Origin of the sequence: Parvularcula maris, assembly GCF_024505085.1 — a bacterium.
Lineage (GTDB): Bacteria > Pseudomonadota > Alphaproteobacteria > Caulobacterales > Parvularculaceae > Parvularcula > Parvularcula maris.
Genome location: NZ_JANIBC010000005.1, coordinates 83,195 through 97,986 on the forward strand (window position 1 = coordinate 83,195; position 14,792 = coordinate 97,986).

At 64.9% G+C, this 14,792-nt stretch carries 15 protein-coding genes; 9 read left to right on the forward strand and 6 right to left on the reverse strand.

The features are described 5' to 3' along the window. Positions 1-67 precede the first annotated feature (67 nt). The 3 genes from ahr (at position 68) to NOG11_RS08610 (ending at position 3,368) form a co-directional block, all read left to right on the forward strand. Positions 68-1,078, forward strand: a complete 1,011-nt coding sequence (ahr, locus tag NOG11_RS08600) for an NADPH-dependent aldehyde reductase Ahr (protein WP_256619339.1) — start codon at positions 68-70, stop codon at positions 1,076-1,078. Between the two features lie 218 nt (positions 1,079-1,296). Further along, positions 1,297-2,820 carry a DEAD/DEAH box helicase gene (locus NOG11_RS08605; RefSeq protein WP_256619340.1) on the forward strand — a complete coding sequence of 508 codons (1,524 nt, stop codon included), beginning with the start codon at positions 1,297-1,299 and terminating at the stop codon, positions 2,818-2,820. A gap of 8 nt (positions 2,821-2,828) precedes the next feature. Beyond that, the gene (locus tag NOG11_RS08610; protein ID WP_256619341.1) at positions 2,829-3,368 is read left to right on the forward strand and encodes a hypothetical protein; all 540 of its coding nucleotides are present in this window, start codon (positions 2,829-2,831) and stop codon (positions 3,366-3,368) included. Between the two features lie 14 nt (positions 3,369-3,382). Here NOG11_RS08610 and NOG11_RS08615 read toward each other — a convergent pair whose 3' ends face one another. After that, the gene (locus NOG11_RS08615; protein ID WP_256619342.1) at positions 3,383-4,321 is read right to left on the reverse strand and encodes a sialate O-acetylesterase; all 939 of its coding nucleotides are present in this window, start codon (positions 4,319-4,321) and stop codon (positions 3,383-3,385) included. Between the two features lie 406 nt (positions 4,322-4,727). Between NOG11_RS08615 and NOG11_RS08620 the strand changes: the two genes are divergently transcribed. Then, the gene (locus tag NOG11_RS08620) at positions 4,728-5,537 is read left to right on the forward strand and encodes a hypothetical protein (protein WP_256619343.1); all 810 of its coding nucleotides are present in this window, start codon (positions 4,728-4,730) and stop codon (positions 5,535-5,537) included. A gap of 38 nt (positions 5,538-5,575) precedes the next feature. Here NOG11_RS08620 and NOG11_RS08625 read toward each other — a convergent pair whose 3' ends face one another. After that, on the reverse strand, positions 5,576-6,091 hold the full coding sequence (locus tag NOG11_RS08625; RefSeq protein ID WP_256619344.1) for a redoxin domain-containing protein: 516 nt from the start codon (positions 6,089-6,091) through the stop codon (positions 5,576-5,578). A 53-nt stretch (positions 6,092-6,144) separates the two neighbouring features. Then, complete coding sequence (gene miaA / locus NOG11_RS08630; protein WP_256619345.1) at positions 6,145-7,062, reverse strand: tRNA (adenosine(37)-N6)-dimethylallyltransferase MiaA; 918 nt, start codon at positions 7,060-7,062, stop codon at positions 6,145-6,147. 36 nt (positions 7,063-7,098) lie between these two features. Between miaA and grxD the strand changes: the two genes are divergently transcribed. The 3 genes from grxD to NOG11_RS08640 all read left to right on the forward strand — a co-directional run bounded on the left by grxD (position 7,099) and on the right by NOG11_RS08640 (position 9,015). After that, positions 7,099-7,431, forward strand: a complete 333-nt coding sequence (grxD, locus tag NOG11_RS08635; RefSeq protein ID WP_256619346.1) for a Grx4 family monothiol glutaredoxin — start codon at positions 7,099-7,101, stop codon at positions 7,429-7,431. A 112-nt stretch (positions 7,432-7,543) separates the two neighbouring features. Further along, complete coding sequence (locus NOG11_RS15170) at positions 7,544-7,756, forward strand: type II toxin-antitoxin system Y4mF family antitoxin (RefSeq protein ID WP_370468252.1); 213 nt, start codon at positions 7,544-7,546, stop codon at positions 7,754-7,756. A gap of 2 nt (positions 7,757-7,758) precedes the next feature. Beyond that, complete coding sequence (locus tag NOG11_RS08640) at positions 7,759-9,015, forward strand: type II toxin-antitoxin system HipA family toxin (protein ID WP_256619347.1); 1,257 nt, start codon at positions 7,759-7,761, stop codon at positions 9,013-9,015. Positions 9,016-9,066: 51 nt separating this feature from the next. On the opposite strand, the gene rpsD is transcribed toward NOG11_RS08640, so the two are convergent. After that, positions 9,067-9,684: a 30S ribosomal protein S4 gene (rpsD, locus tag NOG11_RS08645; protein WP_256619348.1), complete on the reverse strand. Its 618-nt coding sequence runs from the start codon at positions 9,682-9,684 to the stop codon at positions 9,067-9,069. Between the two features lie 170 nt (positions 9,685-9,854). On the opposite strand from rpsD, the gene NOG11_RS08650 reads away from it, so the two are divergent. After that, positions 9,855-11,486, forward strand: coding sequence for an amidase (locus NOG11_RS08650; protein WP_256619349.1), 1,632 nt, complete (start codon positions 9,855-9,857; stop codon positions 11,484-11,486). Between the two features lie 191 nt (positions 11,487-11,677). Next, a complete protein-coding gene (locus NOG11_RS08655; protein WP_256619350.1) occupies positions 11,678-12,886 on the forward strand; it encodes an FAD-binding domain-containing protein in 1,209 nt (402 codons plus the stop codon). On the opposite strand, the gene NOG11_RS08660 is transcribed toward NOG11_RS08655, so the two are convergent. Beyond that, entirely contained in the window at positions 12,883-13,848 is a 966-nt protein-coding gene (locus NOG11_RS08660; protein WP_256619351.1) for an NAD(P)/FAD-dependent oxidoreductase, read from the reverse strand. The genes NOG11_RS08655 and NOG11_RS08660 overlap by 4 nt on opposite strands. Before the next feature lie 62 nt (positions 13,849-13,910). Continuing rightward, complete coding sequence (locus tag NOG11_RS08665; protein ID WP_256619352.1) at positions 13,911-14,741, reverse strand: hypothetical protein; 831 nt, start codon at positions 14,739-14,741, stop codon at positions 13,911-13,913. Between the last annotated feature and the right edge of the window lie 51 nt (positions 14,742-14,792).

The following is a 14,792-nucleotide window of genomic DNA, read 5'->3' on the forward strand; positions in this document are numbered from 1 at the left end:
GTCTGCCAATCCTCCGTGACACCGAATCCAAAAAATCTAGCTAAGGCCCTCTGATCGAGGAGCTGCCATGACGACCTTTCACGCCTACGCCGCCATGGAGCAGGGGGGCGAGCTTCAGCCCTTCGAGTACGACCCCGGCGAGCTCCAGCACGACGATGTGGAGATCGAGGTGGAGAGCTGCGGCATTTGTCACTCGGACATGTCGATGGTGGACAACGAGTGGGGCATGTCGAGCTACCCGCTGGTTCCTGGTCATGAGGTCGTGGGCCGTGTGGCGAAGATCGGCGGCGCTGTCTCCTCGGTGAAGGTGGGCGACCGGGTCGGGCTCGGCTGGTTCGCGAGATCCTGCCGAAAGTGCCGCCCCTGCCTCTCCGGGCACCACAATCTCTGCGTGAAGGGCGAGGGACTGATCGTCGGACGCCACGGCGGCTTCGCCGACCGGGTGCGCGCGTCGGAGCTCTGGTGCATCCCGATCCCGGACAGCGTCGATGCCATCTCCGCAGGCCCCCTCTTCTGCGGCGGCGCGACGGTCTTCAACCCGCTGGTCCAGTACGAGGTCTCGCCCATGGACCGGGTGGGGGTGATCGGCATTGGCGGGCTCGGCCATATGGCGCTTCAGTTCGCGAGAGCCTGGGGATGCGAGGTCACGGCCTTCACCACCTCGGACGACAAGACCGAGGAGGCCAAGAAGCTCGGCGCCCACCACGTTGCCAACACCCGCGACAAGGACACGCTGAAGAGGCTTCGCGGCAGCTTCGACCTCATCCTCAACACAACCGCCGCCGAGCTGCCGTGGTCGCAGTATATGGGCGCGCTCTGCGCCAAGGGGCGCTTCGTCACCGTGGGCGGCTTCGTCGATGCGCCCCTTCAAGCGGGCGCCTTCGAGCTGATCGGCGGGGAGAAGAAGATGGGCGGCTCCTCCCTCGCGCCCCCCATTATCATGCAGCGCATGATGGAGTTCTGCGGCCGCCACGGGATCGCGCCGCAGACCGAAGTCTTCGCCATGGAGGACTGCAACGAAGGCATGCAGCACCTGCGCGACGGCAAGGCGCGCTACCGAGTTGTGCTCACAAGGTAACACTTGCCAAGCCTTTAGCTGCGCTATCTTTACAGCGAGCAGCCGCGCGACTATTCCCCTCGCGCGGCGGATGCAGCCTGCGCGTGGCGCGGGACAAAGTCAGACATTCGCCAGAGACCCGTCTGGCGTCTTGCTTGCTTCTTCGGAAGGTGGGCCGGGCGCTTTTGGATAAAGCTAACCCGATCCCACCAACCTGAACCGAGACCAGCAACAACTGCATGAGCACTGACAACGACAAGGCGGAGACGCCGACCCTAGACGATTCCCAGACGCCCGCCCCCGAAGTGGTGAGCGGCGCCGCCGAGATGGCGGAAGAGAGGCCCGCGGAGCCTGAGACGGCCACGCAGGACACCGTAGAACCCGAAGCGGAGGCTCAAGAAGAGACCGCCTCCGAGGACGAAGTGAACGTCAAGTTCGCCGATCTCGGCCTAGACGAGAAGCTCCTCAAGGGCATTCTCGACGCGGGCTACGACACGCCAACGCCGATCCAGGCCAAGGCCATCCCCGAGGCGCTTCAGGGCCGTGACGTCCTTGGCATCGCCCAGACCGGCACCGGCAAGACCGCCGCCTTCACCATCCCCATGATCCACCGCCTCAGCCGTGGCCGCGCCCGTGCGCGCATGCCTCGCAGCCTCGTGCTGGCGCCGACAAGGGAGCTGGCCGCCCAGGTCTCCGAGAGCTTCGAGAAGTACGGCAAGTACCACAAGCTCTCCATGGCGCTTCTTATCGGCGGGGTGAGCTTCAAGGATCAGGAGATGGCGCTGACCCGCGGCGTCGACGTGCTGATCGCGACGCCGGGGCGCTTGCTCGATCATTTCGAACGCGGAAAGCTTCTTCTCACCGGTCTCGAGGTCATGGTGGTCGACGAGGCCGACCGGATGCTCGACATGGGTTTCATCCCCGACATCGAGCGCATCTTCAACCTGACGCCCTTCACTCGCCAGACGTTGTTCTTCTCGGCCACCATGCCGCCGGAGATCACGCGCCTGACCCAGGCCTTCCTGTCGGCGCCTGCCCGTATCGAGGTGTCGCGCCCCGCCCAGACGGCAGAGACCATCCGCCAGCTTCAAGTCGTGCTGCCCAAAGGCGACGACCGTCTGAAGCGCGCGACCCTGCGCCAGGTGATCGACACGGCAGAGGGGCTGAAGAACGGTATCATCTTCTGCAACCGCAAGAAGAACGTCGATATCGTCGCCAAGAGCCTTCAGAAATACGGCTATGACGCCCGCCCGATCCACGGCGATCTGGCCCAGGCCTTCCGCATGGAGACGCTGCAGAAGTTCCGCGACGGCGAGCTGAAGCTCCTGGTCGCCTCGGACGTGGCCGCCCGCGGCCTCGACATCCCCGAGGTGAGCCACGTCTTCAACTACGACGTGCCGGTCAATGCCGACGACTATGTCCACCGCATCGGCCGCACGGGCCGCGCCGGGCGCAAGGGCACGGCGGTGATGCTGGTGACGGGCGGCGACGACAAGCAGTTCCGCGCCGTCCTCAAGACCACCGGCATGGAGGAGATCGAGGAGCTGGATCTCAAGGAGTTCTTCGAGGGCTACAAGGAAGAGGACCGGCCGCAGCGCGGCTCACGCTCCGGCGGACGCGGTGAGCGCAGCGACAGGGGCGAGCGTTCCGAGCGTGGTCGCGGGCGCGGCAGGGGACGCCGGGACGACGGCCCGGCCATGACCCATGCCGACGACGTCAAGGGTTTCGGCGACCACGTGCCCGACTTTATGAAGGTGGCCTAGAGGCCGGCATGGGGAAGCGCCGGCTTCTCTTTGTCTTCCTGTTCCTTGTCGCGGCGGCCTGCGGCGGGGAGCCCGAGCCGGTCAATAGAAGGCTTCCCCCCGACCCCAAGCCGTCTTCGCCCGAGACCACTATCTCGCCGACGAGAGCCGAGCGGCCCTATGTGAGCGGGTCGGACGTCCTCGACAGCCGCTGGGTCAGCGAGCGTGGTCGCGCCCGCTTCGGCCCCCGCAACGGCCCTCGCATCCTCGAAGTCCGCTGCGAGGCGGGTAATGAGGACCTGGTCATCAGCAGGAGCCTTCCCCTCGGCCAGGACGACGAGCTCGCCATGACCATCACGGCGGGCGAGGCTCGGGTGGTGGGGCTCTGGCGGGGGGTGAGCGACAACGTCGAGCGGGGCGTCACCCGCATCCCCGCGGCTCATCCCATCGTCGACGCCATGACCACGGCGGGAAGCATCACCTTCCAGGCGGAGGGCTTCGCCGACATCATCACCCCCAACAGCACGGTTCTGCAGGCCGTCACCCGGCGCTGCGCCGCTGCGGGCTAGCCAGAAGCCGCCCGCTACTCCGCGGGAGGGCAGCGCTCCTCCAGCGCCGCAAGCGCCTCGGCAAAGGCACGGCCCAGGTTCAGTTGGCCTTCCGCGCCGTAGTGCCAACCGTCCCCGAGTTCGGTCTTCTGGGGCAGGGCGGTGACGAGGGAGGCGCAGGGATCGGCCTCCGCCCATCTCGCCTGTGCGGCCTGGACCTCGGCAGCATAGGCCATCACCGGCTCGCCGCCTGGCGGGCGGGAGTCGACGATCCGCCCGATCACCACCGGCAGGTTCGCGCGGCCCATGGCCTCCCTCAGGCCTTCGATCAGGCGGTCGAGATTGGCTTGGTAGGCGGCGGCAGCCTCGGCGCTGCCGAAGGCATCCGCCTCTCCCTGCATCCAGACGATACCGCTGGGGACCAGCCTCTCCGCCCTGCCGTCACCGTCCACATCATCAGCGGCCCTGGCGGCTTCGAGAACGGCGAGTGCGTGATCGAACTGGTTCACCCCCTCGCCCTCGCCATAGGCCGGGTCCCACGAGCCGTAGCCCGACACCCCCGGCATGATCGCCGTGCCGCCGCGTGCGTATTTAATTAGCGCCACCGGCCCCCCGGAGACCACGGCGCGGCCGAAGGAGAGCTCGGGTCCGAACTGCTCCGTCACCCCCTCGGGCGGGTAGACGGAACCGAAGCCTAGTCTCAGTTCCCGCCACTCGGCACCCGCTTCCGACGGCTCGTCGTCCGGCGTCGATGCCAGATGGTAGATCACCGCCCCCTCAACCGGCCCGCGCAGGCCTTCGGGCAGCTCCGCTACGTCGCCGTAGCCTTCCATGTTGGACTGCCCCGCCAGAAGGTAGAGGCGGTAGCTCTCCTCTTCGCCCTTGGGTTCCGGCTCCTCTCCCTGGGTGCAGGACGACACCAGCGCCGCCAAGGGCAGCCACCAGGCGGCACTCCGTCTCGTCGCTCTACTCACGGCACTCTCCCCTTTTCGCGGTCCGGTAGTTCCTACCGTCTGCCGAGCGCGGGGCCTAGGAAAGACGGCAGGAGTTAGTGGATGAGCTCGAACACTTCAGCGGGGAACCGACGCTGCCCCACCTCTCCCTCCGGGAGAGGTCGAAGGCTGCGTCAGCAGGCTTCGGGTGAGGGTCGTTCTTACGGCCAAGCTCAGTCTTCTACCCGCCCTCACTCGACATCAGAGATGTCGATCTCTCCCGGAGGGAGAGATGGAGAAGGGTAGGCTCTCCGCGAGAACTACTCCCGCTTTCGGTCGAAACTGCCCCTAGCCTCCAGCATGGCCGTATTGATCCAGCCGCTCCTCTTATCATAGGATAGTTCCCGGATCGGCGGGCGCTCGAGCTAGCCGAGAAGGGGCGTCCGGTATGGAAGCGATCACGACGGTGTTCCGCCGCTTACCGGTTCTCGCCTGGATGGGTGTGCTGCAGCTTCTGCTGGTGCCCGTTTTCGCCGTTCTCGGGCTTATCGACGAGCGAACGGTGGACGGGCTGAGCACCTGGCTCAAACCGGTGAAGTTCGGCATCTCGCTCGGCGTCTTCCTTCTCAGCCTTGCCTTCTTCACCCACTGGCTGCGGGAGGGAGCGACCAGGCGCCTCTGGTACCGTCTCACCATTGCTGGGCTCGTCCTGGCTACCGCCTATGAGAGCATCTGGCTGTGGCAGGCCAGCGCGCGCGGCGTCCGCTCCCACTTTAACATCGATTCCGGCGCGGAAGCAGCGGCGTTCAACCTGGCCGGGCTTTTCGCCATCATCCTCGTTCTAGGCGCTTTCAGCATCGGTTTGGGGGTGCACCGCGCCAGCCGAGAACCAGGGCGGAACCGGGCGCTCTCGGCCTCCATCGCCTACGGCCTGATGCTGACCTTCCCCCTGACGCTTCTGACCGCCGGGCTGATCGGCTATAGCGGCGGTGCATGGGGCGGCTCGGTGCAGGGGCCTCAGCCAGGCCTCTTCGGCTGGCGGGTCGAGGGCGGCGATCTCAGGGCCGCCCACTTCTTCGCCACCCACGCTTTGCAGGCCTTGCCCCTCACAGGGCTTCTGGCCTTAGCGCTACCCAAAACCCTAGGGCTCTGGCTCGTCAGGCTCGCAGCCCTTGGTTACGCCGGCTTCGTCGCGTGGCTCGCCCATGGCGCGGTGACAGGACAGGACCTGCCGCCGGTGCTGGTCTGGCCGTTCTAGCTTGGAGCGGCGCAACCTTCGCGGGTCCGGATCCCAAGCTACTCGGCCTTGACCGCTTCGAGGATCGTTTCGACCGCGGGACGGTTGCGGTAGCTCTTGGCGTTCGTGGTGTAGTCCTCTTCGTAGAGCTTGGCTTCCACCACGCCGTTCTCGTCGACCACGATCACCGCCGGGTGGGGAATGCCGTAGGCACGGCTGCCTGGGCGGTGGCTCTCATTGAGAAGGCCGAAGGCCATGATCAGCTCGGAGCCCTCATCGGCGATGAAGTTGCCTTCGATCTCGCTGCGTTTCTGGAAGGCCGCCTGTTTTGCCGCCGCATCGTAGCTGACGAAGATGAGGGGCTGACCTTCCTCCGCGAACTCGGCCTTGACTTCGGACAGCTCGGTCACCTGCTTCTTGCAGAACGGGCACCAGTCGACGGAGCGGACGAAGACGATGGTCGCGCCCTCCTCGCCCATCATCGCCTCGAAGCGCTCGGCCTCAGGGATGGTCGAGCCGACAGCCGGTCCGAGTTCGGCGCCCATCAACAGGGCCATGATTGCTGCTAGGAACATGAATGTGCCTCCGATCGTGTTCGGAAACCCTGTTCGCGCGCGCGGAGGGGAAGTTACATCGCTTGGTGCAGAAAATGCGCTTTCAGCGCTTCGGGCGCCCCGAAGGACGGCCAGCCCGTCTGGTTGGAGAACCAGGTGGTCTGGCGCTTGGCGAAGCGGCGGGTCTGCTGAGCAGCTCTGGCCTCGGCTTCTTCGGGAGAGAGCTCGCCGCGCAGCATCGCCGCCAGCTCGGGCACACCGAGGGACTTCATCACCGGTAGGGAGGGGTCGAGCCCTCTCTCCAGGAGCCGCTCTACCTCCAAGGACGCCCCCTCCTCCAGCATCCGCCTAAAGCGAAGGTCGCAGCGCCGGTAGAGCTCCTCCCGCGGCAGGGCGATCCATGCGGCGGCGAAGCGAAACCCCGGCAGGGGCGGGACAGGCGGCTCCTCCTGCCAGGACGATAGAGGGCGTCCTGTGGCCTCCAGGACGGCCATGGCCCGCACATGACGCTGCCGGTCGGCGGGATCGAGCCTCGTCATGGCGGGGTCGCTCTGCAGAAGCGCGTCCCGGAAGCGAACGGGATCCTCGGACCAGCGCGCTTCAGCCTCGGTCTGGATCGGCGCGGGGACCTCAGGGATGGGCGAAAGCCCCTCCGTCAGCGCCTTCAGATAGAGGCCCGTACCGCCGCAGAGGATCGGCATCAGGCCCTCGGCGCGGCAACGCTCGATGGCCTCCACCGCTTCGCCGACGAAGCGCCCGGCGGAGTAGCGCTCCGCCCCGTCCACATAGCCGTAGAGGAGATGCGGCGCTCTCGCTTCCTCCTCCGGGGAAGGCCTGGCCGTGAGGACGCGCAGGTCGCGGTAGACCTGCATGGCATCGGCGTTGATCACCGCCCCGCCCAGACGCTCAGCCAAGGCGAGCGCGGCTGCCGATTTGCCGGAGGCGGTGGGTCCGGCGACGATCAGTGCGGAGGGGGCATCTTGCAGGGACACGGAAGGCTCTCTAGCTGAAGCCAAACGGAGATGACCATGACCGACACCGCTCAAGAGACCATCAAGTCAGCCATCGACCAGAACCCGGTCATGCTGTTCATGAAGGGCACGCCCCAGTTCCCGCAGTGCGGCTTCTCCGCCGCGGTGGTGCAGATCCTCGACTATCTAGGCGCCGAATACGGCTCGATGAACGTCCTCGCCGACGAGGGCGTGCGCTCGGGCATCAAGACCTTCTCCGACTGGCCCACCATCCCCCAGCTCTACGTCAAAGGCGAGTTCGTCGGCGGCTGCGACATCGTGAGGGAGATGTTCGAGAAGGGCGAGCTCAGGCCCTACCTGCAGGAGAAGGGCGTGCTGGAGGCGGCTTGATTCCCGCACGGGAATATTCGAGCGTAGTTCGTAATGGATGGCGCATTTTCTTCCCGATCGGGAATTATCGGTCTTGACGTAGCAGCACCGACCGCAAATATTCCCGTACGGGATGATCAGTGCGAACGATATAGGCGATAGGATCCGGACGGAACGGCGACGGCAAGGGTTGCGTCAGGATGAACTGGCAGCCGCGGCCGGTGTAGGTACCCGTTTTCTGGTCGAGCTGGAAGCTGGCAAACCCACCGCGCAACTTGCAAAGACCCTCCAAGTACTCTCCGCACTCGGCATCAGAGTTGAAGTATATCCAACAGGAGACGAGTGAGAATGACCACCTCGCTCGCCGTCTGGTGGATGGAGCATGTAGTTGGCTACCTCTCTGTTGATCAGAGCGGAGACCTAAGCTTCATCTATGATGGTGACTGGCTTGATCGAGCTGAGGCTCGGCCTGTCTCCCAGTCCCTCCCCTTGCGACGAGAGAGTTTTTCACGGAGCGAGTGCCGTGCGTTCTTCGAAGGTTTGCTACCCGAGGAGAGACAGCGCGAGGCTATTGCTCAGGCACTCGGCATATCAGAAGCAAACGAGTTCAAGTTGCTTGCAGAACTTGGGGGGGATGTTGCGGGAGCGATCAGTTTGTGGCCGGAAGGAATGGCTCCTCCTCGGCCCTCAAGCGCTCACGTGAGTAAGCCACTGGACGAAGACGAGCTTGCGACACTGATCGAAAACCTTCCCAAACGCCCGATGTTGGCTGGACAGGAGGGTATCCGGTTATCCCTTGCTGGTGCCCAAGGGAAACTTCCAGTTGTTCTCGATAAAGAAGGCAGTCTGGCACTCCCCGCTCCTGGGCAACCGAGCACGCATATCCTCAAGCCGCCGATCGACCGGTTTAATGGAACTACAGAGAATGAAGCGTTCTGTCTGAGTCTAGCTAGCGCCATGGGACTTAGTACAGCATTGGCACAGTTACGATACGTGCGAGAAAAACCTTACCTTCTTGTTGAACGATACGATAGGTTGGAAACTAGTTTTGATGTCTCGGCGCGGATACATCAGGAAGACTTTTGTCAGGCACTTGGCCTACCATCGTCGAAAAAATATGCTGGTGAAGGTGGACCGGGTTTACGAGATTGTTTCAACCTTGTGCGCAGGGTCACGACCCGCCCCGCTGCCAATGTCCTGCGCCTTCTCGACGCCGTCATCTTCAATGTGCTTATAGGAAACTGTGACGCCCACGGAAAGAACTTCAGCTTATTATATAGGGGTTTCAAAACCGAGCTGGCTCCACTCTACGATTTACTGTCGACTATCCAGTATCCTGATCTGAGTGATCGTTTCGCTATGAGGGTCGGCGGCGAGGTGCGTCTTGAAGACATCGGCAAACGATCGTGGACAGTTTTAGCAGAGGTGACCGGCATCTCCGAACCCTTCATCCGGAAGCGCGTTCAGGAACTGTCAGCTCTCGCTGCTCAACAGAACGAAGCTGTCGCTGAAGGTATATTACGCGACGGGGGAAAAGAAGAGTACCTAGCGCCTCTTACCATAACGATCGCACACAGAACTCAATCATTATCTCAACGCGTATAAAAAAGCCCGGCACAACGGCCGGGCTCTTCTTGGTTCTGATGATCCGCAGGCCTACGAAGCGTAGAACTCGACCACGAGGTTGGGTTCCATCGTGGCCGCGTAGGGCACCTCGGAGAACTCAGGCACGCGGACGTAAGTCGCCGTCATCTTCTTGGGGTCGACGTCCACATAGTCGGGAATGTCGCGCTCGGCGAGCTGCAGAGCCTCGAGGACGAGGGCCATGTTTTTGGACTTCTCGCGGATCTCGACCACATCGCCGGGGCGCAGGCGGTAGGAGGGGATGTTGGTCCGCCTACCGTTGACCATAACGTGGCCGTGGTTGACGAACTGGCGCGCCGCGAAAACGGTGGGCACGAACTTCGCGCGGTAGACGACAGCGTCGAGGCGGCTTTCGAGGAGGCCGATCAGAAGCTCCGCCGTGTTGCCCTTGGACGAGGCGGCGGTCTCATAGAGGCGCTCGAACTGCTTCTCGGAGATGTTGCCGTAATAGCCCTTCAGTTTTTGTTTGGCCATGAGCTGCTGGCCGAAGTCGGAGACCTTGCCTGCGCGGCGCTGGCCGTGCATGCCGGGCTTGTAGTCGCGCTTATTGATGGGGGATTTGGGGCGGCCCCAGATATTCTCACCGACGCGGCGGTCGATCTTGTACTTGGCGGAGATCCGCTTGGACATGTCGTCACTCTTTCATAGCGTCCCCGGCCGGTGCGTCGCCCCATGCGGCACACGATCTCAACGGCGGCTTTTCGGAGACTTCCCGTCTTGAAGCGAAGGCCCGTAGCAGGTCAGAAGGGCGGGTCAAGACCAAGCCGCCTAGGCGGCCTTCGAGAAGGGGCATGGATCCGATGAGAACACATCTGACGGGCGCGGCGCTGATTGCGCTGCTGGCGGCTTGCGAGCAGGGCGCAGTCGAGACCGATGCGGAGGCTCCGCAGAACGAGCAGGAAGAGGTCACGGCGGCTCCTGATGCTTCGACCCTACCCGAAGCCCTGAAGGCAGGCGAGATCACCCCGGCGGCGATAACCCAGCAGTATCTCAGCCGCATCGACGAGATCGACGATAGCGGCCCCTTCATCAACGCCGTGCTCCGTATCAACGACGAGGCCGTTTCGCAGGCGGAACAGCTTGCCGAGACCTATGGCGAGGCGGAAAACAAGCCCCTCCTCTACGGCCTGCCGATCCTCATCAAGGACAATATCGAGACGGCCGATATGCCCACCACGGCGGGCTCGCTGGCACTCCTCGAGAACGACACGAAGCGCGACGCACCCGCTATCGCCAAGCTGCGTGAGGCAGGCGCGGTGATCCTGGGCAAGACCAACCTCTCCGAATGGGCGAACTTCCGCTCGTCTCAGTCGGTCAGCGGCTACTCGGCGGTGGGCGGTCTGAGCCGCAACCCTCACGACGTCACCCGCAACACCTGCGGCAGCTCCTCGGGCTCGGGCGCGGCGGTGGCGGCAGGGCTCGCCTGGGGTGCGCTCGGCACGGAGACCAACGGCTCGGTCATCTGTCCCTCGGCCAGCAACGGCATTGTCGGCTTCAAGCCCACCGTCGGCCTCGTCTCGCGCCGCCACGTGGTGCCGATCAGCGCCAGCCAGGACACGATCGGCCCGATGACCACCAGCGTGCGGGACGCGGCGATGATCCTCACCGCGATGGCCGGGACCGATGAGGGCGACGAGGCCACCCTCGACGCGGATCAGTATGCAACCGACTTCGTAGCGGCCCTCGAAGGCGCCAACCTGGAAGGCGTGCGCTTAGGTGTCCTGCGCGGCGCGCAGTCCGACGACCCGCGCGAGCAGGCAGTCTTCAACGAGGCGCTGCGCCGCGCCGAGGAGGCAGGCGCCATTCTGGTCGATATCGAGGATCATGAGGTAAGCCTCAATGGCGGAGAGGCCTATCTGGTGCTCCAGGCCGAGTTCAAGGACGGGCTCAACGCCTATCTCGCCGACGCCGCCCCGGCGGTCACGACAAGGACCCTGGCCGATGTCATCGCCTTCAACGAGGCGGAGGAGCGTCAGCTCGCCCTTTTCGGCCAGGACATCCTCACCGGCAGCGAGGAGACCGGCGGCACGCAAGGCCAGGACTACCAAGAGGCCGTCGCCAACGTGCAGCGCGCCACCCGCGAGGAAGGCATCGACCGGCTGCTCGCCGACTACGAGGTGGACTTTCTCGTAGCGCCCAGCTTCGCGCCTGCCTTCGCCATCGACCTCGTGCGCGGTGACAAGATCGGCGGCAGCGCCGGGGCCGGCTGGATCGCCGCCATCGCCGGCTACCCGCACCTCACCGTGCCCATGGGCGATGTGCGCGGCCTGCCCGTGGGCTTTTCGATCATGGGCGCGAGATGGTCCGATGCCGAGGTGCTGGCCGTGGGCCAAGCCATGGAGGACATCCTGCCGGAACGCCTCGTTCCGACCTTCCGCGAGGGGCCTGAAGAGGACGAGGGGATAGCCGGGCTGCTCCGTCCGGTTCTCTAAAGCTGCGCCGTCATCCCGGAAGCCGAAGGCTGTCCGGGACCCATGGACCAGCGCTGCAACAGCGCCGACCCTCGCCTTCGAAGGGAAGGGACGGTCCATAGGTCCCGGATAAGCGCTGACGCGCTTTCCGGGATGACGGCGGGGTTTGTTGGTCCCCCGCCCTATCTCCTCCGCAAACCCCGCGGAGGCCCATGTCCGACGTATCCGATCAGTACGATTTCTTCCCCGCCACGCGGGAGCATGCCCTCTTGCGGCTGGAGCACTTCCTGCCGAACGCAGGCCGCCGCTACGCCGAGACCCGCAACACCGATTTCGGCCCGGACCAGCGCTTAGGTACCTCCTGCCTCTCCCCCTATCTCTCCCGGCGGATGCTGCTGGAGGAGGAGGTGGGGCGCGCTGCCGTTGCCGAGCACGGACCGGGGGATGCCGACAAGTTCGTCTCGGAGGTCTTCTGGCGCACCTATTTCAAAGGCTGGCTCGAGCTCCGGTCCCATGTCTGGACCCTCTACCAGGAAGCTATTGAGCTAGCCCTCGACAGCCTGAGCACCGAGCGCCGCCGTGCCTATGATCGCGCCGTCGCGGGCGAGACCGGGATCGCCTGCTTCGACGACTGGGCGAGGGAGCTCGCGCAGGTCGGCTATCTGCACAACCACACCCGCATGTGGTTCAGCTCGATCTGGATCTTCACCCTGCGGCTGCCCTGGGTGCTTGGAGCGGACTTCTTCTACCGCCACCTTCTGGACGGCGATGCCGCCTCCAATACCCTCTCCTGGCGCTGGACCGCCGGGCTTCACACGAGAGGTAAGGCCTATGCCGCCCGCGTCTCGAACATCCGTAAGCATACGAACGGCCGCTACGACCCCAGTGGGCTGAACGAGCACCCCGAACCCTTAGAGGACGACTGGAACGGTGAGGCGGAGGGCCTGCCCTCGCCTCCTCCCCCCAAGGAGGGCGCGAGGACGTTCTTCCTGCTTCACGACGACGAGCTCCACCCCGAGAGCCTCAACCCGAAGCGCTTCGACATCACCGGCCTCGGCGGTGTGACGGCGACGCCGGGACGCTCGCCGCTCGGGGTCGCAGAGCGTGTGCTGCGCTTCTCCGAAGAGGCCCTGGCCGACGCCCTCGGCCGCGGGTCTCGCCGTTTCGGTAGGGAGGGAAGACCCCTCCTCCCCGAGGAGATCGGTGAGGCGGCAAAGGCTTCTGGCGCTGAGCAGATCGTCGCCTTCTACCCGCCCCAGGGGCCGGTGCACGATCTTCTCTCCCGGCTTGCCCCCGAGCTGGAAAGCGAAGGCGTACCCTTGCGTTTCATCCTGCGCGACTATGACCGCCAAGCCTGGCCGTCCTGCGACCGCGGCTTCTTCAAGCTGCGCAAGCAGATCCCTAGGCTTCTCGGCGCTTAGGAAAGCTCCTTCGCCAGCCTCTGTCCCAAACGGTAGCCGCTGAGCCACGCCGCCTCCACCCGCGGGCCGATATGCCAGTCGCCGCAGGTCGCCAGCCCGCGATCCATATCCAGACCGAACTCCTTGCCGGTCGGCTCCGTCACCCGCGCATAGCGCCAGCGGTGGATCATGGTCAGGACGGGCTCGCCCAAGCCCGGTCGTTTCGCTGCGAGCGCCTCAAGCATAATGCCGGCAACCTCGTCGGGGTCGTCCTCCAGGTACCGCTCGGAAAACCGGGGAGAGGCATGGACGGTGAAGCGCGTCCCCTCCTCCCGGCCGCTCTTGGAGGACTGTAGGAAGACCGCGTCCAGATCACCGTCCGAGAAGGTTTCGGCTTCGAAACCGCCTTCTTGCGAAGGAAACGCTGCCATCAGTGTCCAGCAAGGTGCGTAGCGGGCCGCTGCAGCCTGTTCACTCAGCCTTCCTCGGGGCAGAAGATGTGCTGTCTGGGGGGCGGGGCAGGCGAGGACCACGAAGGGCGCCGCCGCGATCTGATGTCCGGCTTTGCTGCGCAGCTCGAAACCGCTTCGGCCTTCGCTCAGCGGGGCGATCTCCAGCCCGTACTCCGCGCCGAGCGCCTCCGCCTCATGGGCGATGGGAGCGCTCATGCTAGGGGTGCCGGCGTACCAGGGCTCGCGCTTCTTACTGGCTTCGCCGTCGCGGCCGGTGCGCGGCTCCCACAAGCCAACGGCCCCTGCCCCCTGCCAGACCTCTACCTGGGCGCGAAACGCCTCGTCTCTCACCGTGAAGTAGTTGGCGCCGTGGTCGAAACGCCCCTGCTGGCTCCGGCGGGTCGAGCAGCGACCGCCAGGCCCCCTGCCCTTATCAGCGATGGTCACCGGAATACCGTGCCGGGTCAGGACCCTGGCGCAGGCGAGGCCGGCAAGTCCCGCGCCGACAATGAAGACTGCTCGTTCCGCCACGCTGGCCCCTCCGGTTCAGGAGGGGACATATAACAGTTTAAGCGGCTGGCTACGGCTTATAGCTAGAAACGATAGGCGTGGCGAAGACGCTGCACGATGAGGGGCTGGCGGCTGGTCTGCATTTGGACGTTCCAGATGGGGTTCGGCCCGACGCTGGCGATGAACCGCTCCTCGGTGATGCGGTAGCCCTCCGCCTCGATCAGCAGCCAGAGCTCCGCCTTCTGGGCAGACGCGTCCATGCTGGTGACGATGCGCAGCGTGCCGTCATCATAGTCCATCTCCGCGCCGGAGTTGCGGAAGAGGTCGTATTTGATGCCGGTGGACTTGTTGTAGAGCTTGCCCACCAGCTTCTTGCGGCGGAGCATCTCCTGCAGGCTGCCCTCCAGCCCGTTGGAGAACTCCACCTGGATACGCAGGTCGTAGCTGCCCACCTCCTGCGCCGCGACTTTGGTGGAGCGGAACTGGGTGAGGCTCGCGGGCTCGAACTGCTCACGCAGGGAAGGATTGCTTTGCATGGACGGGCCGTAGTCCGGGGCCTGGAGCGGCGCGCCGAGGTCCGAGGGCGCCATGGTCATCAAGACGGCCAGCGCGCCGAAGCCCTGGACATAGGCGCCGCGCATGGAGATCGGCTCGGTCACGAAGATCGAGCCCGCACCGATCGCCATCAGGATGCCCATGACGGCGGAGAGCGGCAGCGCCTCGACACCCATCATCCCGGTCACTTCGAGAAGCCAGCGGTTCATCATGTAGAGAGCCGAGGCCTCGCGCGCCTGGAGGAGGTCGACCACCACCGCCGTCGCGATACCCAGCGCCGAGGCGGTGCCGAAACCCATGACGGATAGAGGCCCGAACGCCTTGTCCATCTGGTTACGCTTGTTGTCTCCGTACGACATCTCGTCAGTCCCTGCAGTGTGCCCAGTGAGAGACTAACACGAAAACCGGGC